Source organism: Robertmurraya mangrovi, assembly GCF_034427655.1.
GTDB lineage: Bacteria > Bacillota > Bacilli > Bacillales > Cytobacillaceae > Robertmurraya_A > Robertmurraya_A mangrovi.
The window spans coordinates 89,978-114,362 of the sequence record NZ_JAXOFX010000017.1 but is presented as its reverse complement, the minus strand read 5'-3'; the positions used below and the strand labels follow the sequence as shown (position 1 = coordinate 114,362).

Here is a 24,385-nt window from a genome sequence, read left to right as displayed (position 1 = left end):
CCACGCTTCCTCCAGCCCTTATCTCACGATAAGTACCTTGCGCTTCCTTAGTGGTTGGTCGATGTGTACCCCCACAGTGGACTTTCACCACCTAGATAATTGCCATGCCTGGCACACAAGAAAAAGAAGTTCTCGATAAAATGAGAACTTCCTTCAAAAAATATTAATCATATTTTCTATTAATGTTATACACTTTCCAAGTTGAACTCTTACTGTCTTTGCTTAAGTAAAGTGTGTACGTATAATACCCATCCATTTCATTTAATACATATTGGCTTACTGATAAATAATCCTTACCATTCTTTTGGTAGTAAGTAACCTTTGGCTTTTTAGGATTATATTCTAAATTCCAATCAAATAATTCAACTGAAGTTCCCCAAATCGATGTTTCTAGTACGGTGTACAATTGGTTTCCGTATTTATCTGTTCCATATGGAAGCATGTTTTGATGAAAATGGGCTTCAATATACTTCTTCGTATATCCTTTAGACATAATTGTTTCGTACTGCTTTTTTGTAACGAAACCTTCCCATGCTTGAAATTGTATATTATATACTTTTTCTGTTATCTTTTTAGCAGTAGATGAACTAAAAGAAGAGTATACTCTTAAAAATTCACTAGATACATAACCTTGTTTATTTTTAAATTTAATTTTAGACCAACCATTTTTAGTAGTTGAATTAAGAGTTACTAACCACTTTATATTTGTTTCCTGGGCCACTTCGCATACTTAAGCTACCGCTATCAACATCAACAATTGCTTCCTTTGTAGCAGCCTCTACTTGTTGGTTAAAAACAGGAAAAAGCGATAATAGTAGAATGACAGTTAAAAACATAAAAAATAGCTTACTTAATTTCATGACTTTCCTCCTTAAATGTACATGAGAATTATATATGATAAACAGGAAGAAAGCTATATATCAAAATAGTAAAATTTACGCACATACTTGTGAAAATTATCCTTTTTCAGGTTTAGGTAAACTATTTGCAATTAAATCAATTAATATTTTTGCACTCTCATTTGCCTGTTCCTTAACTGCGGAAAATTCTGTGATTTCTAGTCCTTTTACTCTTGAATCACTTAGAATTAAACTAAGCATCTCTTTTGCTGTTTGGTACCCTAGTCCATCTTGGTTTGGAGCATAGGCTGCTGGCATGATCATCTCGTGTAAGAGATCAACATCAAAATGAACTAAAATCTTTGTATCTGATGATAAAGACGCAAGTAATTGTTTAACTTCATTAATTGAATTTTTCACTTGATCCATAGAGATGATAGACATTCCAAATGTTTGTTCTGGTATTTGATTTGGTCCAATAACAGATATAGACTTGCCCGTAACAGTACTTTCTTTCCACCAAATCGATTTGCCTTCAAGGAGAAACCAAAGACCCATACCTGCGGCTCCAATACATTGATTTCCACTTGGTTCCATCGTATCCACATGACCATCCAGTACTAGTAACTGCGTATTTTTCCCATAAACCTTTCTGAAAGCTGAAAATGTACCGACCTCAATACTGCAATCTCCACCTAGGAACAAGGTAAATCCTGTCTTGGAGAAGATTTTTTCAGCCTGATCTTCAATCGACTCCCAGACGATTCTCGGAGATGGCCAATTACGTACAGGTGGAACATTATGCCTCACAAGCTCGTCTTTTAACTCGATGTCACCAAAGTCAACAACGGAGAAACCCTTTTCCTTTAGTTGACTAACTAAACCAGCTTCCCTTATTAGTTTAGGTGCTTGCTCAGTACCCTCAAACAAAGCCCCTGCATGAGTGGGAATCCCATATATATAAATGTTTTTCATAGTTCCTCCAAATTTATATTAGTGTTTAATTAATATTTTACTATTTTTGATGAATTTGGAAAACAGGAATATTCTATTAGAAAGGGGCTGTCTTCAAGTTGAGGACAGCCCCTTTCTAATTACTAACTTCTAATTTGTTCTAAAATATAAGGATCTTTAATTTTCGTATCTTGTGCCAAAAGTACAATTTTTGATAGGATTTCGGCTGTTTTTGGGTCTTCGTCCATAAATGGTAAAAAGATTTTCCCTCTATGCTGGGAATGGACCGGAATGATCGAAATTGCTCCACTTGCTTGTTTATAGACATTCCCACTACCCAAATGGACGCTATATTCTCCTAGTTTCCCATTAATAATGGCATGGTTTCCACTAAGAATTACATTCATTATTTTCATTAAGCGTAAGGATTCAGTTACGATGACTGTTCTCATTTCGATAGTGGTTAAACTAGCTTCTGGATCCACTCCTCCAACATGTGCGAAACTAACGACTAAATCTACATCTCTCATCGTCTCAGAAAAAATTAACGGAGGGATGTCCGAAATTCTTATACTTTCAAGAGTGTTCCTGTTAAAAAATTCGACTGTTTCTATAGTAGGGGCCTCTATATCAGAAGGAGAAAACCAATCCGCTAAGGCATAAATTTTTGCTATAACATTTTCCTTATAATAGACCCTTTGAAGGCCTTCTTCATAACTAACGGTCCAATTTCGGTTTCTTAACAAAGCCACTGTTTTTTGTGGCTGTATTTGATGACCCGAGTATCTTCTAGAAATCGTACCATTTTCAAGCTCATCGATGTTTGGAACATACAATTCCCGGAAAACTTGTTTAAAAGGCTGTTTCCATTGTTGATCAAATAGATGTTTTTGGTAATGGCTCCATTGTCTACTTATAAACAGGTCATAAGGGTGTGCAATCACCACTTCATCCTGAATATTTAAAGATACTACACTTTCATCTAACCCAACTAAACTTCCATTTCTGAAATAACCTAAAACATCTTGATACTTAAACACTAGCGTTTTAATAAGTGGTGCTATAACTGGATTATGGCTAATCCCTATAAGCTCATCAACGGTAAAAGCACTTCCTGTTTCCATCGACCTTTCTAGTTCACCTTTTGCTCGTTTATAAAGGTCTCTCAACTCTGTTTTTAGCTCTTTCAGCTCTAGTACGTAGCTATGCTTTTTATATTTACTTGGAACGGATTTTAATTTTTTACCGTTTTTGATTACTTCTATTTCAGGTCCACCTTGTTCATCGATTACTAAAGATACAGAAAGCTCATCTATTGATTTAGCCTGAAAGTAATGAGAAACCTCTACGATTTTTTGAGATTCCATGTCCCAAGTTAAGCGAGTGACATCTTTATATCCTGCGTTTCTAGCAAGATTGGATAATGCAATAGAAGCTATTTTTGATTCACTTGCTCGACGCTGGGCACCGTAAGACTTACTTTCCTTAAGGAATGTTTGAATGAATTCATATCTTTCAAGTAAATCCTTTCGTCCCTCTAAAGGAATTAAACTATACGATAGAAGGTGGTCCTTATTACGCTTGTCTGTTACAGATTCTAATAACTTTTCTTTTACCAATTTGCCTAGTGTTGCATCAGCAAATAATTGTGCTCTTCGATGATTGGCACCACCTGAGATATATTTGGCACAATCATAAACCACTTGAAATTTTTCTTCTCCCATACAATGATAGGAATCTTTAAACCAATCAATATCAAAGGCACCATCATTAAATTCAACAGGAGTAATAGGAGAATACTGTGCGACAATCGTTTCTTTTTCAGCGGTAAATTGCTCATAAATATGAGCATGAAAATACCACACTGTACTCTTTAAACCGTCCCATTTTAAATACTCAGCTACAATGTCAATCCACTGCGGTGCATAAATTGCTGCTTCCAGTAACCGTTTCTCAGAGACCTGCTTCTCTCTTAACAAAACTTCTAATTTTTTGGAATTATCGTTCCCATGAGGATAGCAAGTTTGAATTAAATGACTAAATGCTTCCTTCCTTGTCGTTTTTTCATCATAGCTATAAATATAACCTCTTACGAACGTCTCGTTCTCTAGACGAGATAATAACTCCACAAAATACTCCATTCCTTCAAAGTATCGAATATTAATTGCTAGCTTCGTTACTTCTGTAGGCAATTCACCTCTGTTTAATTCTATGTTTACAATTCGGTCAATCATATGATCTTTAAGAGAATGAATAACGGGATGTTTTGCTAGTATTTCATTGTTTCTTTCCGTTAGATGATAAATATGTGCTGAGCTTTCTTCTCGAGTTAGCATCTCTCTCATTAACTCATTATAGGATACGATTCCCAGCTCATAGGCATTAGCCCAATTCTCAGTTGAAAATGTAAAATTTTTATAATTTGAAAGAGTGTAAAGGTGGTATTTCATAGAGAAATACTTCCTAAATGACTCTTTGTCATGAACGAAAGTACTCAGCCAATCAATCCATGGTGAAGACAAAACAAGAGCCAATCCGATTTCCTTTTCAAGTTTGTCTAATGAAATGGCATTTATTATGGTGCTAAGCATCTTAGAAGTGTGTTTAAATATTAAGGCTTTATCACAGTCAGCAACATAAGCTTCTATTAAGTTTTGAACACCAAAATGATATGGAATCTCTTCTCTAAACTTCTCGAATGCATCTAGTTGGTCCATATTAATGACCCTTTTTACAACTTTCTTTCTCCAATCATTAAGCTTCGGAAATTCGTCCTGTTCCCAAAACTCTAGTTTATCATGATAAAAACGCCTTACATGTCCAAGCTCAAAATAACTCCATATTTGTAATAATTCATATTCATGAAGTGGATTCTCTTCCAAATATTGAATCCAAATAGGCGCAAGTGGAAACCGTTCAATTTCTCTTTCATTTTCATGGCTTTTAGGTCCATGGTCTAGCTGGTTGTCTATTAAAACCTTTTGTTTAAAACCACCTTCCCATTCCACTTCATACTCCACATGTCTATTTTCATAAATAAGATCATTTAACCCTTGTAAAAATGACTTTGCTTTTTCAATAGGATAAGTAAAAAAGGTATCCTGGTTCATTTCAATTAAGTCTTCAAGCTCGATAAAATTAGAACTCTCTTCGGATGGTTTCAATAATCCAAAACCATTCTCTTCCGTATATGTTTCTTTTTTAGAAATGTTCTGTATGAGAATTTTTTCTTTTTCTGTTGGACTTTTTATAATATTAAGCATTGGACTTAATAATAGGCTTAGCTCTTGTCTCGTTTGATCCTGACTGATCTCAAAAAGAATTTCTAATCCACCTAACCGCTGCCACTCGCTTTTGCTATTAAAAAGTCGGTGAATCGAATGTTGAAGCAGTTCGATATTTACATTTAATAATGTTTGTATGGCACCTTGACGGATACTAGCCGTTTTTAATTTTAATAAATTTTCAACTATCACCAGTTCTGTTGAAGTGAGTGTTAGTTTTTTTATAATAGACAAAGCCATTTCGCGATTAGCTAGGCTTTTGTCACTTAAGCTCGAAAATAAAAACTCCCTCTGTTTAACACCATTTTCATTAACGACAAAAAATTCAAGTAAATCTCTTCGTGTATCTGGACTTACTTCATCTTTTAGTAAAATCAGTTCCTCAATAAAATGTTCATTCATGTCATAGGCAGTTAAATACATCATCTTTTGAGCTAAAAGATCAGAGGTAATGGAAACATATTGCCCTGTTGGAGAGACAAATTCTCTCTCTTTTCTACCTATAGCTAAAAGCTTTTCTTTAAAAAGATTAAACTGAAACTTTCTAACGGTATACTCTTCAAGCTCAGGTACACGTTCCAGTTCAATGTGTCTCACATAATCTACGCAATCTTTTTCATATATCCATCTATAATTGATTTGATAGGGGTAAAGGTTAAGAATAAAAGCTTCTACTTCAGGATTCGTTTCTGCTAAAAATGGCTCAATCGTTTTATATTTTAAATGGTCATTTTGACTCTGAATTAATAAAGATAGAGCTACTAATTTCTGATAATGTTCACCGAAGTTCAGCACTTGCACGATGTTCGCATAGAGATCGCTTTCTTCCTTAACAGCTGTCGCCCAAAGGCTAAAGTACACTTGAAAAACATCTTTACTTGTTAAATAAGTTAGACGTTTTTCTTCATTCGTTAAGCAATCATATGCATATTGTATGGCTTGTTTAATAACACGTGGTTTATTAGTTTCAAGTTCAATCCCTGTCCAAACCATTAGGGCTCTCACAACAGAACTATAGCGAATCAAATCATGGTCAAGGATTATTTTTAGAAGATATAGTGTAGCATCGATGGTCCCCTCATCCATATTCTCCACAATACTTTGGCGGAGCCCTTCTTGTAATCTAGCAGCTATTAATAATTCACCTAGCATTTTATAGGCTTCTTGATGGTGACTTAGTAACATGCCTTTAATAACGTTTAGAGATAATAACTCATTTTGGTTTTCTCCATAGACCATTTCATGCAATAAAGGCATAATGCGAGCAGGGTTTGTGTCTATTTCGTACGCGATCATATCAGCCTTTAAGTTAGAAAAATAATATTCACTAGACTCTATTCCTATTAAATGTTCAAGAGTCATTTCTTTATGATTCATATCCATCAAGTAATAGAGTTTCGAAATAATACCTGAGAGATGAACCATTTGTTCCGTCGTTCGGAAAGGTCTTCTGTCAAATCCAACCGTGTTAGGGTATTCAACCTTATGTTCACAAATATATTGAAATAAATCTCCAAAATAGGGATTAACTAGTTTACTTACAACACTCTTTAAGGGGTTAAAAATATCATCCGAAGATACAGTCGATAACAACCCTTCTAATTTAGTTTCGTAAGGATCCAAATCATGAGGGTCACCGCTGGCAATGCTTAAAACACATTCACCAATCTCTCTTTCAAGTCCAGTAAAATGACTCACAATCCCATTTAGTTTTGCTAAGTAATCTGCTTTATTTTCCATATGAGCCTCCCTACCACATTCGTCCAGCTAACATGGTCATTTTAATAAAAACAATCTCTGCCCCGTCAATAAGTTGAATCTCATCTTCTAAATCTTCCTGTTCCTTTTCATTAATAAACACTTTATATAATCCATCCTGAAAAGCTATTAAACTTGTGGAAACGGCTTGCTTTACATTCACTTTTCTATCATTGTCTTTTACTCCAAACCCAATTTTACCTGTCTGACTACTTGATTCAATCTCATCGCTTGTTAAGTATGGGAATATAGGCTCATCAACACCTGTTTCGTTAAATTTTTCAACATTTATGGTCACTAAAGCAGTCAAAAATTCTCTCAAAGTGTAAGGAACAGACGCCAAAATAATCTCCTTTTTAACAAATTGAGGCTTCCTCCTGCCTAAACTTTTTACCGTTGCATATACTTTCATTTTTGTACCTCTCTATAGAAGGGATAAAGGTTTTCCCTCATTATAGTTCTAATTTTCAAAACAATACATAGATAAAATGTTGGAATAGAAAAAGAGGATGCCCATTACTTTAGGGACACCCTCATAATAAATCAAACCATAATTTTACATATATCGTTCGTAAACTCAACAGGATCCTGAATTGGCAGCCCTTCAATAATAAGAGCCTGGTTATATAACAAATGTGTATATAGATTTAACTTCTCTTTGTCATTCTCAAACGAAGCCTTTAAAGATTGGAATACTTCATGATTTGGATTGATTTCTAGCACTTTATCCGCCTTTACATTTTGATTATTTGGCATAGCGCTTAATATTTTTTCCATCTCAATGGTCACTTCTCCATCAGTAGATAAACATACCGGATGTGACTTTAATCTTTTCGATGCACGAACATCTTTAACTTTATCACCTAAAAGGTTCTTCATATGTTCATAAAGTTCCTTATTTTCATTCAATTCAGTGTCACTATCTTTTTGATGATCATCGGAATCAATTCCTAAGTCACCGCTAGATACAGATTTAAACTCTTTTTCTTTAAAGTTCATTAACATTCTAATCGCGAACTCATCAATTTCATCAGTAAAGTATAAAATTTCATATCCCTTGTCGGCAACCAATTCAGTTTGTGGAAGCTTTTCAATTCTTTCAATAGATTCCCCAGAAGCATAGTAAATATATTTTTGATCTTCAGGCATTCTACTTACATATTCGTCTAAAGTCACTAGTTTCTTTTCTTTTGAAGAATGGAACATTAATAAATCTTGTAAAGCGTCTTTATTTGCCCCAAAATCACTATAGACTCCATATTTTAACTGTCTACCAAAAGAGTTGAAGAACTCTTCATATTTCTCTCTTTCGTTCTTTAACACGCTAAGTAGTTCACTCTTAATTTTTTTGCTAATATTTTTTGCAATAAACTTTAATTGGCGGTCTTGCTGTAGCATTTCTCTAGAAATATTTAGAGATAAATCTTCAGAATCAACCATTCCCTTTACAAAGCTAAAGTGGTCTGGAAGAAGGTCGGAGCATTTGTCCATTATTAAGACACCATTTGAATATAACTCCAAGCCTTTTTCGAACTCCTTAGAATAATAATCAAACGGAATTTTTTCAGGGATATATAAAATGGCATTATATCTTACGGCTCCATCTACATTAATATGGATGTGTTTAATTGGTTTATCAAAGCCATAATGCTTTTCCGAATAGAAGTTTTCGTAGTCTTCTTGAGTCAATTCTGATTTATTTTTCTTCCAGATAGGCACCATGCTATTAATGATTTGTTCTTCTATAAAGTCCTCAAACTCATTTTCCGTACCTTCTTTTGGTCTACTACCTGTAACATCCATTTTAATGGGATAACGGATAAAGTCTGAATACTTTTTTATAATTGATTTTAGTCTGTATTCTTCTAGATATTCATCATAGTTTTCATCTTCAGTGTTCTCTTTCATTTTTAAGATGATTTCTGTTCCGACTGAGTCTTTTTCAGTTGGTACAATTGTATAGCCATCTGCACCTTCTGACTCCCACTTGTAAGCTACATCACTGCCAAGTGCTTTACTAATTACTGTAACTACATCAGCAACCATAAATGCTGCGTAAAATCCAACACCGAATTGTCCAATGATGTCATGGCCATCCTTCGATTCGTTTTCCTTTTTAAACGCTAAAGACCCACTCTTTGCAATCGTACCGAGATTACTCTCTAATTCTTCTTCCGTCATCCCAATACCCGTATCAATAATACGTAGAGTTCTCTCCTCTTTGTTTGGCACAACTTTTATGTAATAACTTTCTTTATCAAAACTTAATTGCTCATCAGTCAATGCCTTGTAATAAATCTTGTCGATTGCATCACTTGAGTTCGAAATTAACTCACGTAAAAAGATTTCTTTTTGTGAATAAATCGAATGAATCATCATGTCCAATAAACGTTTGGACTCAGCCTGAAATTGTTTTTTCGTCATTTTAAAACCTCTCCTTTAAAAAACAAATATAACCATTCATCTAATTTTAGCACTCTCTAGTTCTGAGTGCTAATCAACAATTATTTAATATCATATAAATTTTAAACTGTCAATAATATAGGAGGGGTTCAAATAATTATCTTCATTTAAAAAGATTAAAGGCCAATCTCATCATTAATGAGAACGGCCTTTAAAAATGGAATCTATTTATCAAAAATTTTGTCTAACAATAATAAAACTTCATCTAAAGCAATAGCATCATCTCTATGTTTCAGTATGTCATTTCTGAAATATTCCTCTACAACCAGCTTAGATACTTCTTCTAATGTACCTTTTGAAGAGGTGATTTGAGCAAGAACTTGTTCATAATACAAATTTTCATCTTTTATTAATGTTCTTATTTCTCTTATCTGTCTCTCTATATGATTTAACTGGATGAATAACTTGCTTCGTACTTCTGGAGTTTTATTCGTTAAGGTTGCAGTACTCATGTATGTTACCTCATCTCGTCGGAATTTTTTGAACTAGTGTTGAAATCTTTTCCCTATTCTGTTCAAAACCAATAATAATGGTTTTTTGATTCGGAAGTAGGAATCTATGTTTGATAAAAATAAATGAAGGAACGATACGTGTTCCTGTTAATTTAATTAAATCTTTTTCCAGTTGCGGATTTTTCGATAAGTCTATTTCTTTAAATGGAACTTGTTGATCGGAAAGAAACTCTTTCGCAGCCTTACAATCTAGTCAAAGTGGTCTTGTATATAACTCTAGTTTCATTTTTATACCCCTTTAAAATCAAAATTTATAACTAACGTTCATTAGTTAACGCAGAAAACTCAACTTCAATCACATAAAATTTTCCACTATTGGTATATTACTATATGCTGGATGTAAATTAAAGTAAAAATTACACACTTTTTTTATATTTCTAATGAATTCATCCAAAAGTATGAGATGTCTCAGACGAAAGTTTTAGAAATAAAACAGGACTCAATGAAAGAAAATATAAAATAGACAGTTTTAAATTTTCTTACGGGAGGCGGACTCACTTGAGTGATAAAAAAGAAACAAAAAATGTTTCAGGTACATTCCAAATTGTTGAAGACGATAGAAAACAAGAACTCAAAAGTAGTAAAGAAAACGAACTAGACGAAGAATCATTATATTACGCTAGAATTTTTATGGAAGACTAATGGGAAACATAAGTATGGAGGTGATATGATGAATAATAAAAAAGAAACTTCTTTCCCTAATGTGAGTTTAGGGGGGAAAGTGACAAAGTATAAAGGTGAAGGTAATTCTGGTGCACAAAGGCATAATCAGAAAAATCCGAAAGAATCCCTTGATCAAAAAATGGACTCTTAGTAGTAGATGCCGGTAACCACCATCCGTTACCGGCTATTTTGATTAAAACTATCTAGGTTGAGCAACAATTCCATTATGAACCTTAATATATCCATGTCTTAAAATATCAAAACCGCCTTCATATACATATAAACCCATTTGGCGAATATCCATTAACTCTCGGTAAGTATGGTTCATTACGTCCGCCATTATGGTATAAAACAATCTGGATTTTAACTGTAATCTTGGCGTAGTCATAATCACATATCCACCAGGTTTTAGAAATTTTCTATGCCAATCCATAACCTGAGCTTTATAATCGTCAGGAAAATGCTCAAGGAGCCCAACACTTAGGACGATATCAAATTCTTTTCCGAATGGCAGGTTTCGAATATCCTCAACCATGTAGTGGATATTCATTTCGTTTTTATGCCATACTTTTGGATGACCTGAAGAAGGATTGGTTCCTAGGAAAGGATACTGATTTGGAAAGTGACCAAATCGATTCGTTTTACAAAACTCATCATAATCAACCATGACTACTTCTCCACCTGGATACATGGCAGAAAGTTGCATGGCTTCATATCCTTCTGCTGCTCCAAGAAACAAAATTCGCGGTTTCTTTAAGTCTAACCCTTGAAATAAAGCCCGCTTTCCTCTAGGATCCCAAACGCCATCTTCTATCCGATGGGCATAATTCCAAAGGGATAATCTTACAGTCTCTCCTAAAGCTTTTTTTACATCACCGAACTGAAATCTGGATAAATATCTTATTAATTCTCTCTTTGAATTTGACATCTCCTCAGGTAAATCCTTAACAAACCACTCGTGGAAGGAACGGTTAAAATACTCCCATGATGTCTTGACTGACATTTCACCATGTTCTTTTTCATAGTCCTTTTTGGATTTAGCAACCGTTTTTACTTCATATGGCTTCCCAACTTCTTTCCATGTGAGTGTAGACCAATTAGAGACTAAGTTGGCATTCATAAACTGATCGAGGTGTTCGTTCCCTACATTCCTTAAATCAATTCGATAACTAGGTGTTAACATCGTTGTTTCAAAGTCTTTTTCTGTATAGTAAGACTGTTCTATATCAAGTTTTTCAACGGCCAATATTTCCCCTCCTTTAGTTGTTAACGCTTACATTTTATGAAAATAATTATATGTACTTTTCATGGTTGGGTTTTGTATTTAACTAGCTAACTACTATACTTATGTTATTTTAAATTTTCTAAAAAATCAATTTATTTTACTTCACAAGAAATAACCGTGTCTCAAAAACACGGTTATTATTCTAGAAACTTAGAAGGGGTTACTAAACCTCGATAGAATCCTTAATGTTTTCAAAGCCAATACGATTTACAAATTTATAAAATGCTTCTCTTTTCTTTCCTTGGTTATTATATAAATGGATTAATTGTTCGATAACAGCATACAACGCTTCTGGGGTTAATTTCTCAAAAAGCAGGTGACCAGCCTTAGCGTCTTCTCCTTTAGATTTACCACCAATAAAGATGGAGAACTCTTCTTTTTTCTTCATGATTCCAATATCGTTTATTAGAGGCTCACCACAACCAACCGGACAACCGGTGTAAGCCATTTTTAATGTAAATGGAACCTCTATCCCTGCCGTTCTTCTATTAATCTCTTTAGCAACAGGCATTCCTTCTTCTAGTTCACCTTTACAGAAATTACATGTTCTTAAGCTTTTCACATAATTTCCGACAGGGTAACAACTAAGACCGACACCCTCTAACTCTTCTATAATATCTTCCTTTTGATCTTTTTCAATTTCTAGATAAAGTTGCTGGAAGGTTGTCATTTCAAGAGTTTCGTCTTCATTTAGATACTTGGCAAGGGTAATCAGTTGCTTTGAGTTTAACTTAGCTCCAAAGCCAATCCCACCATTTACTGCAATCTTAACTCTTTCTGCTTCCATTTCTCTTCCCCCCTGTTTACCTATTCCCATTTGTACCCCATTCCCCATACGGTAAGTAAGTGATTATTAATTGGATAATCCGCTCTCTTAAATTTATCTCTAATATTTCTTACATGAGAATCGACCGTACGATCTTCTGTTTCCGCGGTGTAACCCCATATTCGTTCAAGAAGTCGTTCTCTAGTGAACACAGTACCTTTATTTTTTAATAAGAGTCCGACGAAATCAAATTCTTTACGAGTGAGGCTAATTTTATTTCCCAAATAAGTAATTTCATATTTCTGGTCATCCCATGTTAAATTATCTACTGTAATCACATTAGAGCCAGTTACTCGTCGTAACACTGCTTCAATTCTAGCTAGAAGCACTTTTTCTTCAAAAGGTTTTGTGACATAATCATCTGCACCAATCCTCAAGCCCTCTACCACATCTGAACTAGTATCTCTTGCAGTAAGCATAATAATAGGTACGTCTGAGAAACTTCTCAATTCCTTTGCTGTATCCCACCCATTCATATCTGGCATCATTAAATCTAATAGGACTAAATCAATTTTTTCCTTTTCAATGATTGAGATTGCTTCAGAACCACTAGTAGTTGTAACACATTTATATCCATGGGGTTCTAAATAGATTTTTAATAAACGGAGCATTCTAAGCTCGTCATCTACTAGTAATAAGGTTTTCATCTATTTCCCTTCTTCTAGAAAAATATTAAAAGTTGTTCCTTTACCTAACTTACTATTAATCGTAATTTGCCCTCCATGTCGTTCAATAATTTCTTTTACAATGGGCAATCCTAGTCCAGATCCACCTGTTGCCCGAGATCTTGATTTGTCTACCCGGTACAATCTGTCCCATATATAAGGTAATTCCCTTTCCGAGATACCTTCACCTTCATCTGTGATTGATATATGAATTTGTTTGTTTATTTTGTTTACATTTATATATACATTCGTATTTGATTCTGAGTACTTTAGAGCGTTATCTAGCAGATTGATAAATACTTGTTCAAATCTGTTCTCATCAAGATTTAAATGAAATTCTCTGTTAATCATTAATTGTAAACCAACCTTTTTCTCATCAAATAATGACTTTACCTTGCTAACCATCCTATTTAAAAATAAGTTCAAATTGACCCTTTTCTTGTTGATTAGAAACGAGTTTTCGTCCATTTTAGCCAAGTCAAAGAGGTCTTTCACTAGTTCCGTTAAATGATTGGCCTCTTCTTCGATTATTGTTAAGTACTCATCTCTCTCCGAATCCGTTAGATTTTTCCTCTTTGATACGTCTGCATATCCTTTTAAATAGGTTAACGGGGTGCGGAGTTCATGAGAAATACTTGATAGAAACTCATTTCTGTCTTTTTTTAGCGTATATAAATTGCTTGATAGCATTTCGATGGAACGTGCTAAATCCCCCAGTTCATCGTTTCTATTAGTATCTAGTTGTTGATGAAGATTTCCTTTCGCCATTTTTTCAGTTGCCTGTTTCATTTCCAGTAGAGGTTTCGTGATAAATCTAGATAGGAAAACAACTGAAATTAACGAAACAAGGACGGTTAGGAAGCCTATATAGACAAATTGTTTTGTCAGCCCTTGAATCATGTTTCGGATAATACTAGTATCTAAAAACATATAGACATAACCGACTTCATTTTGATTTATGATGATTGGACTTGCGGTAGCCAAATACTCCTCTGTCCGCCACCTTGTTTCTAAGTACTCTCCTGCACTATTATACTTATGGTCAGAGCTTTCTAATATCAATTTTATTTTTTCAGGAGTCACTTCATTAGATGACTGGATCACTTCATATTTTTCATCCGTAATGACAACAGAAGTTTCTGCTTCAGCCTCCATAAGTGCCACATGAGAAATCGTCATTTGATCAAAGTTCTTCTCGAGAACTTCCCGGTGACTTGTCCCTCTAGCTAATAAATTATTCAGTTCATGTTCAATCCGCTCGTGGACAATACCGTAGTACAATGAGATAAATAAAGTTCCTTCAATGAGTAACAAAATAAAGAAAAATAAAACCCCTAGCTTAATAGATACCTTTTTTATAGCTCGTCGTCTCCTTATGAACAACCTATTTAGAGTTAATATTACCTTTTTCAGAAAGCTGATGCCATGTGTTTCCTTCATCTTCTGTTATAAAGATATCTCCTTCAAAAGTGATGAAAATGATTTCATTAAGATTCTTTGGATTTTGAGCGAGGTACATAACAGCATCGTTTTTGCTCATGTTACTTGGTAATATGAGAGATTGTTCTTCGTTTGTTTCTAACATTAATTTTACTAAAGTTGGTTGTCCGTTGTAACCACTATAGTATAAATGATGATCAGATAAAAAAACCGTAGTCCCTTGATTTTTAGATATGTGGTTAAAACTTTCTCCCTTATCAGTAGAAAGATAGATACCGTCTTTTGCAGCAACAGCTACAATGTCAGGGTTAGTTGGGTGGGCAGTTAAATGGAACACTTCTTTACCAAGGCCTTTTGCAGAAGCTTTTTTCCAAGAACCACTTTTATCTTCGCTAATGTATAGTGCCCCTTCTTCTTTTAAAAGGGAATTCGCATGAGGATTCATTGCATAAATGGTGTTTGATTCATATCCTACACCCATTACATGAAAATCAATTTCCCCTTCAAGAACAATACTCTCAAGATTTTCACCTAGTTCCGTCCCCATTTTAATGCCAAAAGGATTCGGGAGCTTTGATCCAGGAGCAGGGTGACCGCTTGTAAAAAATCCATCTTTTACGGCATTGAATCCCATATAGTCATGGTTCTGGTCTTTTGTTTGAAACCATTTATTATTTTCATACACTTTTAATCCATCATGTGCAGCGAAAAATACAGCGTTTGCATTGCCAACATAACCGATACCATGAACATGGTCTAGTTTCCCTTTAAATGGTTCAAAAAAATCATTGGAGCTAATGATTGAAGCTTCAGAATCAACTTTGTCTTCTGTTTTATTTTCTTCAGTGTTTTCCGCATTATCTACTACCTCTTCTTTAACAGTCTCTTCTTGTACCTTCTCTTCATTAGCCGTACAACCTGTTAGTAAAAGCAAACTCAATAATAGCGCACATTTTTTCATACTAAACACTTCCTTTGACTTATTCATTCAATGACGAGAAACATGAAAAAGACTACACCTGTGTAGCCTCCTCCATCTACTAATCATTAATGCCCTCCATGACCTCCGCCATCTTCTGGAGAGATTTCGATCATTAAATCAATCATACCTTGAGTTTCTCTGGATACTAACTCTGTTGACCCTAATAAATACACATGTGTGTATGGTCCAACAGTTGGGTCATCTTTAAATGTTGGTTTTAACAGCCCTAAGTATTCATGAACAGGATCCGTCGCTTCTCCATTATCTAACCATATCATTGGAGCGTGCTTACCTAAATGAGCAAAAGGAGCTCCTACAATGGCCATTTCAGGACTTTCAGTAGAAACGAACTCTAGTCCGTGTCCAGGGTTAGAGATTCCCCAGCCGAATTTTATGTTCTGATCTTTAAATTTGGCAAAAGCAAGAGAAGTTTCTGTCGGAGTTTCACCGGCTATGCGCGTAACTTTTCCATAATCACTTAAAGTGTCTTCTACATTTTTAGAAATAACTGATTCAGGACCAAGAATATATAATGAAGCTTTATTATTTCTAAGTGAAAGTGCTTGCTTCGTGAACTCTGGAACATCATCCTTAGTGACAAATAGTATCGGTTCTGGCATGTGAGCAATCCAGTTAGCAGCAATAATTGAATGAAGCTTAGCATCATCTTCAACGGATACAATGATGACACCATCTGTAATTTCACCTGTAATCTCCGCATATTTCTTATCGATGTCTTGAGCAAATTGAGCTGGATCAACGGCTGTCATCGTTTCTACCTTATAATCTTTAAGCTGTTCCGTTTCCTTCTCCTCTAAACTCCCCATAACCATAATTTCTGTCCCGTTTGTATTTCCTAATGGACCTAAACGTTTAATTTCATCTAAAGTTTCTGCGGGGATTTTTCCATCTTTATAATATAAAACTGGTCCGTTGTTAGGGTGATGGATTAGGTTAGTACTAGCTAGTGCAACTTGCCAATTCTCCACAGGTGCTAAAATAACCGTACCTGGTTTATTCTCATCGTGTGTGGATGGCCAAATCGTTTGTGATACCCCAATGGCTGCTTCAATCGGATTAGTTGCATGAAGCCTTGTGACATTTTTAGTGCTTAAATTTATAGTGGATGTCGACTCCCCACTTGTATTTTTGTTTTTTGTTTTAGACGTTTCAGAGGCACCGTTATGACCTGCGTGTGGATCTGCCGTATTATTGGCATTATCTTGTTGCCCAGAACAAGCAACCAATCCTGCTGATAATGCAAGAATAAAAAAGCTCTTATAGAATTTTTTACCAACCATTTGCGAAAATCTCCTTTTTTAAAAGTTCTAAAATGATAGTATAAAAAAATTGTGCAGAAACTATGCAAATTAGTAAAAATAATGAGATGACAATGAACAATTATAAAAGTAAGAGTTGCAAGAAAAATATGGTATTCTTAATAGGGGATTTGATAGAATAATATAAAACTAGTTTAAGGCCTTACCCCCCTTAGAAAGTGAGGAAATAATGGATTTATCACAGCCATTTGAAACGGAAAGATTATATTTCCGGATTTTAAATATGGACGATTTAAATGATGTTTATAAACAATTTTCTGACCCTGATATGTGTAGTTACTTTAGTGAACCGCCGGTAGATTTAAATGAAGCAAAAGAGATTATTGAGCACTATAAGGATCCAAATGGGAAAGCCTATCTACGTTATGGAATGTTCGATAAAAATACAAATGCTTTTATTGGCACTTGCGGGTACCATTATTGGGATCAAACCTTAAAACAAGTCGAGATAGGTTATGATATTTGGAAGGACTATTGGAGAAAAGGTTATATATCAGAGGCCATACCTGTTATATTGAACATTTGCTTTCAACATTTAAACGTGGATCACGTATATGTGTTTGTTCATCCTGAGAATTCGGCTTCTGTTCGCAGTGTTGAAAAGTTTGCTTTTAAATACTGTGAACCTTGCAGAAAACCGGATGATGATGTAACCGTTTGTATGAAATTGGTGAAGGAAGATTGGGCGAACTTGTGTCTATAATGTCTTAAAAATAGATACTAACCATTTCTATAAAAATGGCGAGAGCTTTTTTCTAAATGAAAGAAGCTCTTATTAATGGACAGAAAACCTCCCAATAATTAATTTTAATAACGGAATGTTCCTAGGTAACTAAGAATATTTTAAATACAACAACTCTGTCTAAAGGAGTGTCATTTAGCTTGGACATTTTTAAGCAAATTCGCTATGAGCAAAATAAGTTAATTCAAACCTTGGAAAAGTTACAAGATGAGGATGGTGCCTGGAGATTTTGTTTTGAAGGCAGTTCAATGACAGATGCTTATATGATCATTTTGTTGCGCTCATTAAAAATAGATGATGAAGAGACTCTTATTAAAACTTTAGTGGAGCGTATTTTATCCCGTCAAGACAGAACTGGGGCTTGGAAGCAGTATTATGACGAAAAGTCTGGTGATTTATCAAGCACAGTAGAGAATTATTTTGCGTTATTATACTCTGGATATGTTTCTGAATCAGACGAAAATATGATACTTGCAAAATACTTTATACTACGTAATGGTGGAATCTATAAAGTGGAATGGCTAACGAAAGCCATGCTTGCACTAACCGGACAAATACCCTGGCCAACAATCATTAAATTAATTCCGATTGAAATGATGTTACTTCCTCCTTGGTCTCCCATTAATATGTATTCAATTGTTGGCTACGCGCGAGCTCATTGGGTTCCTATTATTATATCTTCTAATAAAAACTTCTCCATCCAAAATGAATTCACACCTAATCTATCCCATTTAATTAGTGAAAGAGCTACTGATGACGAGCGTCTAATTGCAGAGACTAAGGTTATTTTTGAAAAGGTGAAAGAAGAGGCTAAGAAATTTGTTCAACTCCCCCACCTCATGAGAAGTGAGTCATTTAAACGTTCAGAAAAATATATGCTAGATAGAATTGAAGGAAACGGTACGTTATTTAGCTATTATAGTTCGAGCTTTTTTATGATTTATTCCCTATTAGCCCTTGGATATAGTCGTAATCACCCTGTAATCGTAGATGCTATTAAGGGAATTAAAACATTTTTATGTAAAATAGATGAACAGTTTCATATTCAAAATTCACCGTCAACCGTCTGGGATACGGCATTAATTACGAATAGTTTACAAAAGGCTGGACTTTCTAGAAAACACTCTATTATTAATAAATCCGTTCATTACTTAGTATCACGTCAGCAGACACGATACGGGGACTGGGTTGCTAAAAACAGGGATGCTGTTCCTGGTGGTTGGGGATTCTCCCATATCAATACACTTATTCCAGACATTGATGATACTACAGCGGCGTTACGTTCAATCTCTCCTTTTGTTGGTTATGAAGAAAAATCCACTCTATCCTGGGAGAAGGGTGTCGAGTGGTTATTATCGATGCAAAATCAAGATGGTGGTTGGCCTGCGTTCGAAAAAAACACGGAGAATAAATGGTTTTCTTTTGTGCCTTTTCGTTATGAAGACCGCGTGTTATTCGATCCATCAACGGCTGATTTAACGGGAAGAACCCTACACTTTCTTGGAGAATTCACAAACCTACCTTCTTATAACAAACAAATAAGACGAGGAATTAAATGGTTAAAAAACAACCAAGAGGAAAATGGGTCATGGTATGGTAGATGGGGGATTTGTTACATTTATGGAACTTGGGCTGCACTAACAGGATTGAAGGCTTGTGATGTTTCATCGACTGACCCGATCATACAAAAGGCTGCTAACTGGTTACTCTCCATTCAAAACTCAGATGGCGGTTGGGGGGAATCATGTTCAAGTGATATGAAATTAAAATATGTACCTTTATATGCAAGCACCCCTTCTCAGACAGCTTGGGCTCTTGATGCATTGATTGCTGTACATGAAAAGCCAACACCAGAAATACAAAAGGGCATTAGATTTTTGATGACTTCTCTATATAAAAACAATTGGACGGTAGAATATCCAACAGGTGCAGGTTTACCTGGTGGTTTTTATGTCCGGTACCATAGTTACAACTATATTTGGCCGCTGTTAACATTAAGCAACTATCTAGATAAATATGAACCTTAATAAAATTTTGAAAAAGTGGTGCATGATAGTGCACCACCTTCCTCTAGTTTGTTTTAATCGTATACATCATCCAAAAACCGATGTCTTCAAATCCTATACGTTTGTAAATAAGCCCCGCATCAGGATTATCGTAAAATAAACAAAGTTCTTTGCCTTCTTCTAATAATTGAGAGCAAAGCTTAATCATGCATTTGGTCGCATATCCTTTTCGTTTATATTCTTCCAATGTGGCAACACCTACTACCATAGCAGATAGGGAATTTTCAGCAGTAGTGGATGCAGTAGAAACCATAAGTCCATCTTCTTCGATAAAGTAGGACCTAGAAACTCCATCTTCAAGACCCCGTCTTTTTCTCTCAACTGTTATGATTGAATCAGAAAATTCCGGTATCGAATTTAGAAGCTGAACAAGTCCTTCCGCATCTTCTGGTTTAGCTTGAGACACTTCAGTTGTATCTACCATTCTATCTAATTGAAGAGAAGTACATTTTGCATAATACGTTTCTCTCTTTTTATCAATTCTATCCTGTAAATAAGGTTCAATCGCTTCTGTTAGATGTTTTAGTCCAGACATCATTTTAAAGCTTGGATCGTCTAACATAATTTCAGCAAATTGTTTCGCATTAAATGAACCTTTTGCAAAAGGAATATAATTTTCCTCATATTTTAATAGAACCGCAATAAGGTTACCTTTTTCATCGAATTCTCCCCATAACTTTTGAAAAGGAGTTTCGTAGCCATATCCTTCAATATCTCCAATCATAAATAAATTTTCAGCTGGTTTTGATTTCAAAAGGGAGAAGCATATTTCATGATCTTCCTTCGTTAAACGTCTAATCATGTTGTTTCCTCCAGAAAATAGATTTCTTCATATTTTACTATAATTTGTTAAAATAGGTAGAGTTTTTTTAAGAAATTAAAAAAAGACGGTGTCGTTATGACATCCGTCCAAGATTCCTTCATTTAAACCAACCTTTTTCTTTTGATTGGGTAATGGCTTCAATTCGATTTGTTACTTCAAGTTTGTCTAAAATAGTGGATATATAATTTCGGACAGTGCCCGTTTTAATACTTAATTGTTCAGCGATTTCTTTCGTATTTTTACCGTCGGCTACGAGTTCTAATACTTCTTTTTCTCGGTCTGTCAGAGGATTCTCTCCACCATAGAAATCATCCATGAGTTCAGGAGCATAGATTCGTTTCCCGGTCATAATATTGCGGATGGAGCTAGCTAGTTCTTCACTTGGACTATCTTTTAATAAATAGCCACTTACACCTGCTTTAATCGCTCGTTGGAAATAGCCAGTCCGAGCAAAAGTAGTTAAAATAATCACCTTACAGCCCAAGCCCTTGAGTTCTTCAGCTGCTTCTAGGCCACTCTTTCCCGGCATTTCAATATCCATAATACAAATGTCTGGCTGATGCTGGTGTACAAGTGAAACCGCCTCTTCCCCGTTCGAAGCTTTCCCAACAACCTCCATATCATCTTCCAAGTTGAGTAGGGAGCCTAGAGCACCTAGTAACATCTGTTGGTCCTCGGCAATGACTATTCTAATCATTTTTACTCCTCCTTCCTATATTATTTTACAATGCTTGGTATTCTCATCACAAGAGTTGTACCATTATTTGCCAAAATTTCTAATGTACCATTGACAAAATCAAGACGTTCTTTTATACCAGCTAGCCCGCTACCTTTTCCATGTTCATCTTCTTCTGTTATTCCGATTCCATTATCCTTAACAAACAGTCGAATTTCGTTCATGGATTGTTCAAAACGTATCTCACAAGTGGTAGCTTGGCTATGCTTCACTACATTAGTAATGGATTCCTTCAGACACATACTCAAAATATTTTCGAGGAACAAAGATACGTTTGTTACAGACATGTCTGGATCCTCTATTAATTGTATTTCAGCTGCTTTTAATAATTGCCTCACTCGTACCATTTCTTCTTTTAATCGAATACCCCTCATTTGTGAAACCATCTTTCTTACCTCATTAAGAGCCGTACGTGCGGTTTGTTGAACATCATTCAACTCTTCTCTAGCCTGTTCTGGGTCTTTATATACCAGTTTTCTAGCTAAATCGCTTTTTAAGCCTATGAGAGAAAGTTTTTGGCCTAGTGTATCGTGCAAATCACGTGCAATTCGTTGTCGTTCTTCTTGTTTAACAAGCTCAGCAATTCGTTTGTTCGCATCTTCAAGCTGCTCTTCTAACTGCCCCTGTTTTTTACGGTTGTAAATGTTAAACGGTAAAAGAATGACACCAATAAAGATAATAATTATGAAAGGAATTTGTTTAAGGAAAAACGGGTCTTGTAAAATAATATTATAGTTAATCGCCCCAATGGTCAGAACTAAATGAATAATATACAAGGTAAAAAAAGCAACCCGGTTTTTGATATTCCCATTATAGTAAGCAATAAAAAAGGCTAAATATACAAACTGAAACATTATGGTCATCGTAATAGAGATACCAATCAAAATGGATGTCCAAAGATAGACTGGCCATTTTTTTGACATAAAAGCAAAACGAAACGAGGTAAAAAATAACGCAACTAAAATGATCCCGATAATGATTTCGTTAGTCGATGTTGATTGTTGGAAAATAAAATAAAATGGGAGGATACTGAATACTGTCCACGCATATGGAGAAATCCCCCAGTTTTTTTGAAAAAGCATTAATCGATTACGCATGGTAAGAAACCTCAATCTCTTCGTGTTTTTTACATGCTATTTTATCATAACTTCAATACAAAGGCTGTTTTCAACATTGTTTTAGAACAAATGTGAAAGCAGCCTTTTTAATTTAATATATTAATGCTCAGACTTTACACGAGCCGTCATAGAAGCACTACTTTGTTTTTGCTCAGATACAAATTTCTTTAAATCTTTAAAGCCGATGAAGTTTTTATTTTTTTCATCCCATAAATGGAATTTCAAAGATTTAATACTTGTAGAAAGTGTAACAGTTGGTACATTTTTTAAATCTGAAGTGTTGTTGTGAACTTCTTCAAGCTTGTAGTTTGGAACTCTTGGAGCCAAATGATGTACATGGTGATAGCCAATATTTCCTGTCATCCATTGAAGAACTTTTGGCAATTTGTAAAAAGAACTTCCTTCAACTGCAGCTAAAACATATTCCCATTTTTCATCATGCTCAAAATAAGTGTCTTCAAAAGTATGCTGTACGTAGAATAACCAAATTCCTGCAGCACCTGAGATAAGGAAAATCGTCCCTTGTACTAAAAGGAATGATTGCCAGCCGATTGTCATGCAAAGTACAGTGATAATCGCAGCAATTGAAACATTGGTTAAATATGTGTTTAAACGTTCATTCATTCTTGCGTTTTTTCGGTTAAAACGATTTTGAATTAAAAAGACAAAGATAGGTCCAATTCCAAACATAACGATTGGATTACGGTAAAATCTATAAGCGAATTTAATGTGCCATGGTGCTGCTAAATACTCATCGATTGTCAACATCCAAATGTCACCTGTCCCACGTTTGTCTAAGTTTGAGCTTGTTGCATGGTGAACAGTATGCTCATGCTGCCATTGACTAAATGGAAAAATCGTTATAATCCCTGTTATAGTACCAACGATTTTATTAGCCTTTCTACTTTTAAAGAAAGAGTAGTGGGTACAATCATGAAAAATGATAAAAATCCTTACTAGGAAGCCTGCTGCAACAATACAGATAGGTAAAGTTAGCCAATATGAAATGGATAGGCTTTGGTAAGCAAGTACCCAAAGTAAGAAAAACGGTCCAATTGTATTAATCATCTGAAATATACTTGTTTTCAAGTTGGATTTTTCGTAAGGAGCAACTTGTTTACGTAAATTAGCTTGTTTTTGCTTTGTATTTGTCATTAACATTGTTCCCTTCATCAATTGATTAACTTAATGATATAAGATTTAAAAGGTTGTGTGTAGACATACGTGTCATGTGTACATACATGATAAATGTCATATATGTTTTTCAAATATTTGGGTTTTAAGGTTTGATGAGGTTAATAACGGTGGTTTTTATTATGATACATATAAAAAACTCAGAGCTATATGGATAGTCTGAGCCTCGTACCTATTCTTATTAATGTGGTTTTAAAACAACTTTTATACAATCATCTGTTCTTGTATCAAAAATCTCATAACCATGTTTTGCTTTGTCTAACGGGATAATATGTGTGATAATTTCAGCTGGATCGACTTTTCCTTCACTAATTAGGTTATAAATATGTGGCATGTATGGAATAACTGGAGCTTGACCAGTTTTCAAGTCCACATTACGTTGGAATATGTCACCTAATGGGAATCGGATGGGTGGAATGACCGACCAAGTGAATGCGACAGACTTCTTGATATCAACAAAAGCGGGTATTAGAAATCTAGCATTTGCTTTAACAGAGACTGCCACACCTGAACTCCGAGCAACCTTAAGAGAAGAGTTAAGAAACGCAGTAGAAACACATGAACAAATTTCAAACTACATGATTTCTAGAGGAATGTATCATCCGAATGACTTAGGAGAGCAATTAAAATTAGATTTACAAATTACAGATACCGCTTTAAATTTAGCTGATAAGCAATAGAAAACAAAAAGAGAG

Annotated in this window: 22 protein-coding genes and 2 pseudogenes; 5 read left to right on the top strand and 19 right to left on the bottom strand. The window is 34.9% G+C overall.

The genetic code is table 11. The features are described from left to right. Window positions 1-163: 163 nt before the first annotated feature. The 8 genes and pseudogenes from SM124_RS19610 to SM124_RS24125 all read right to left on the bottom strand — a co-directional run. Window positions 164-721, bottom strand: a complete 558-nt coding sequence (locus SM124_RS19610) for a hypothetical protein (RefSeq protein ID WP_322448230.1) — start codon at window positions 719-721, stop codon at window positions 164-166. Next, entirely contained in the window at window positions 681-860 is a 180-nt protein-coding gene (locus tag SM124_RS19605) for an SH3 domain-containing protein (protein WP_322448229.1), read from the bottom strand. The genes SM124_RS19610 and SM124_RS19605 overlap by 41 nt, the downstream gene beginning before the upstream one ends. A gap of 96 nt (window positions 861-956) precedes the next feature. Beyond that, window positions 957-1,814, bottom strand: a complete 858-nt coding sequence (locus SM124_RS19600; RefSeq protein ID WP_322448228.1) for an arginase family protein — start codon at window positions 1,812-1,814, stop codon at window positions 957-959. Between the two features lie 122 nt (window positions 1,815-1,936). Then, window positions 1,937-6,817, bottom strand: a complete 4,881-nt coding sequence (locus tag SM124_RS19595) for a DUF4132 domain-containing protein (protein ID WP_322448227.1) — start codon at window positions 6,815-6,817, stop codon at window positions 1,937-1,939. Window positions 6,818-6,827: 10 nt separating this feature from the next. Next, the gene (locus tag SM124_RS19590; RefSeq protein WP_322448226.1) at window positions 6,828-7,247 is read right to left on the bottom strand and encodes a hypothetical protein; all 420 of its coding nucleotides are present in this window, start codon (window positions 7,245-7,247) and stop codon (window positions 6,828-6,830) included. Window positions 7,248-7,378: 131 nt separating this feature from the next. Next, complete coding sequence (htpG, locus tag SM124_RS19585) at window positions 7,379-9,259, bottom strand: molecular chaperone HtpG (protein ID WP_322448225.1); 1,881 nt, start codon at window positions 9,257-9,259, stop codon at window positions 7,379-7,381. Window positions 9,260-9,462: 203 nt separating this feature from the next. Then, complete coding sequence (locus tag SM124_RS19580) at window positions 9,463-9,750, bottom strand: metal-sensing transcriptional repressor (protein ID WP_322448224.1); 288 nt, start codon at window positions 9,748-9,750, stop codon at window positions 9,463-9,465. A 10-nt stretch (window positions 9,751-9,760) separates the two neighbouring features. Further along, window positions 9,761-9,988, bottom strand: a pseudogene (locus SM124_RS24125) (glutaredoxin family protein); the annotation flags it as partial. Between the two features lie 320 nt (window positions 9,989-10,308). On the opposite strand from SM124_RS24125, the gene SM124_RS19575 reads away from it, so the two are divergent. Both SM124_RS19575 and SM124_RS19570 read left to right on the top strand, forming a co-directional pair. Further along, on the top strand, window positions 10,309-10,452 hold the full coding sequence (locus SM124_RS19575; protein ID WP_322448223.1) for a hypothetical protein: 144 nt from the start codon (window positions 10,309-10,311) through the stop codon (window positions 10,450-10,452). 25 nt (window positions 10,453-10,477) lie between these two features. Beyond that, a complete protein-coding gene (locus SM124_RS19570; RefSeq protein ID WP_322448222.1) occupies window positions 10,478-10,624 on the top strand; it encodes a hypothetical protein in 147 nt (48 codons plus the stop codon). Between the two features lie 48 nt (window positions 10,625-10,672). Here SM124_RS19570 and SM124_RS19565 read toward each other — a convergent pair whose 3' ends face one another. From SM124_RS19565 to SM124_RS19540, 6 genes are all read right to left on the bottom strand, one after another. Then, window positions 10,673-11,719: a class I SAM-dependent methyltransferase gene (locus SM124_RS19565; RefSeq protein ID WP_322448221.1), complete on the bottom strand. Its 1,047-nt coding sequence runs from the start codon at window positions 11,717-11,719 to the stop codon at window positions 10,673-10,675. Window positions 11,720-11,921: 202 nt separating this feature from the next. Continuing rightward, window positions 11,922-12,545 carry a nitrite reductase gene (locus SM124_RS19560; RefSeq protein WP_322448220.1) on the bottom strand — a complete coding sequence of 208 codons (624 nt, stop codon included), beginning with the start codon at window positions 12,543-12,545 and terminating at the stop codon, window positions 11,922-11,924. Between the two features lie 20 nt (window positions 12,546-12,565). Next, window positions 12,566-13,231 (bottom strand): response regulator transcription factor, encoded by a 666-nt coding sequence (locus tag SM124_RS19555; protein ID WP_322448219.1) that lies wholly within the window; start codon window positions 13,229-13,231, stop codon window positions 12,566-12,568. Then, entirely contained in the window at window positions 13,232-14,563 is a 1,332-nt protein-coding gene (locus SM124_RS19550) for a HAMP domain-containing sensor histidine kinase (protein ID WP_322448218.1), read from the bottom strand. A gap of 70 nt (window positions 14,564-14,633) precedes the next feature. Further along, window positions 14,634-15,650: a F510_1955 family glycosylhydrolase gene (locus SM124_RS19545; protein WP_322448217.1), complete on the bottom strand. Its 1,017-nt coding sequence runs from the start codon at window positions 15,648-15,650 to the stop codon at window positions 14,634-14,636. An 86-nt stretch (window positions 15,651-15,736) separates the two neighbouring features. Continuing rightward, window positions 15,737-16,972: a cell wall-binding repeat-containing protein gene (locus tag SM124_RS19540; RefSeq protein ID WP_322448216.1), complete on the bottom strand. Its 1,236-nt coding sequence runs from the start codon at window positions 16,970-16,972 to the stop codon at window positions 15,737-15,739. A 208-nt stretch (window positions 16,973-17,180) separates the two neighbouring features. Between SM124_RS19540 and SM124_RS19535 the strand changes: the two genes are divergently transcribed. After that, a complete protein-coding gene (locus SM124_RS19535; protein WP_322448215.1) occupies window positions 17,181-17,714 on the top strand; it encodes a GNAT family N-acetyltransferase in 534 nt (177 codons plus the stop codon). Window positions 17,715-17,893: 179 nt separating this feature from the next. Continuing rightward, window positions 17,894-19,780: a squalene--hopene cyclase gene (shc, locus tag SM124_RS19530; RefSeq protein ID WP_322448214.1), complete on the top strand. Its 1,887-nt coding sequence runs from the start codon at window positions 17,894-17,896 to the stop codon at window positions 19,778-19,780. 43 nt (window positions 19,781-19,823) lie between these two features. Here the strand turns inward: shc and SM124_RS19525 are convergent, their stop codons facing one another. The 5 genes and pseudogenes from SM124_RS19525 to SM124_RS19505 form a co-directional block, all read right to left on the bottom strand. After that, window positions 19,824-20,621, bottom strand: a complete 798-nt coding sequence (locus SM124_RS19525; protein WP_322448213.1) for a GNAT family N-acetyltransferase — start codon at window positions 20,619-20,621, stop codon at window positions 19,824-19,826. A 118-nt stretch (window positions 20,622-20,739) separates the two neighbouring features. Beyond that, a complete protein-coding gene (locus SM124_RS19520) occupies window positions 20,740-21,339 on the bottom strand; it encodes a response regulator (protein ID WP_322448212.1) in 600 nt (199 codons plus the stop codon). A gap of 20 nt (window positions 21,340-21,359) precedes the next feature. Then, a complete protein-coding gene (locus SM124_RS19515; RefSeq protein ID WP_322448211.1) occupies window positions 21,360-22,475 on the bottom strand; it encodes a sensor histidine kinase in 1,116 nt (371 codons plus the stop codon). Window positions 22,476-22,595: 120 nt separating this feature from the next. After that, on the bottom strand, window positions 22,596-23,657 hold the full coding sequence (gene desA, locus SM124_RS19510) for a Delta(5) desaturase DesA (RefSeq protein WP_322448210.1): 1,062 nt from the start codon (window positions 23,655-23,657) through the stop codon (window positions 22,596-22,598). Window positions 23,658-23,871: 214 nt separating this feature from the next. Further along, a pseudogene (locus SM124_RS19505) lies at window positions 23,872-24,093 on the bottom strand (glutathione-dependent formaldehyde dehydrogenase); the annotation flags it as partial. Window positions 24,094-24,106: 13 nt separating this feature from the next. On the opposite strand from SM124_RS19505, the gene SM124_RS19500 reads away from it, so the two are divergent. Beyond that, the gene (locus SM124_RS19500) at window positions 24,107-24,370 is read left to right on the top strand and encodes a spore coat protein (protein ID WP_407691427.1); all 264 of its coding nucleotides are present in this window, start codon (window positions 24,107-24,109) and stop codon (window positions 24,368-24,370) included. The last annotated feature ends 15 nt before the right edge of the window (window positions 24,371-24,385 follow it).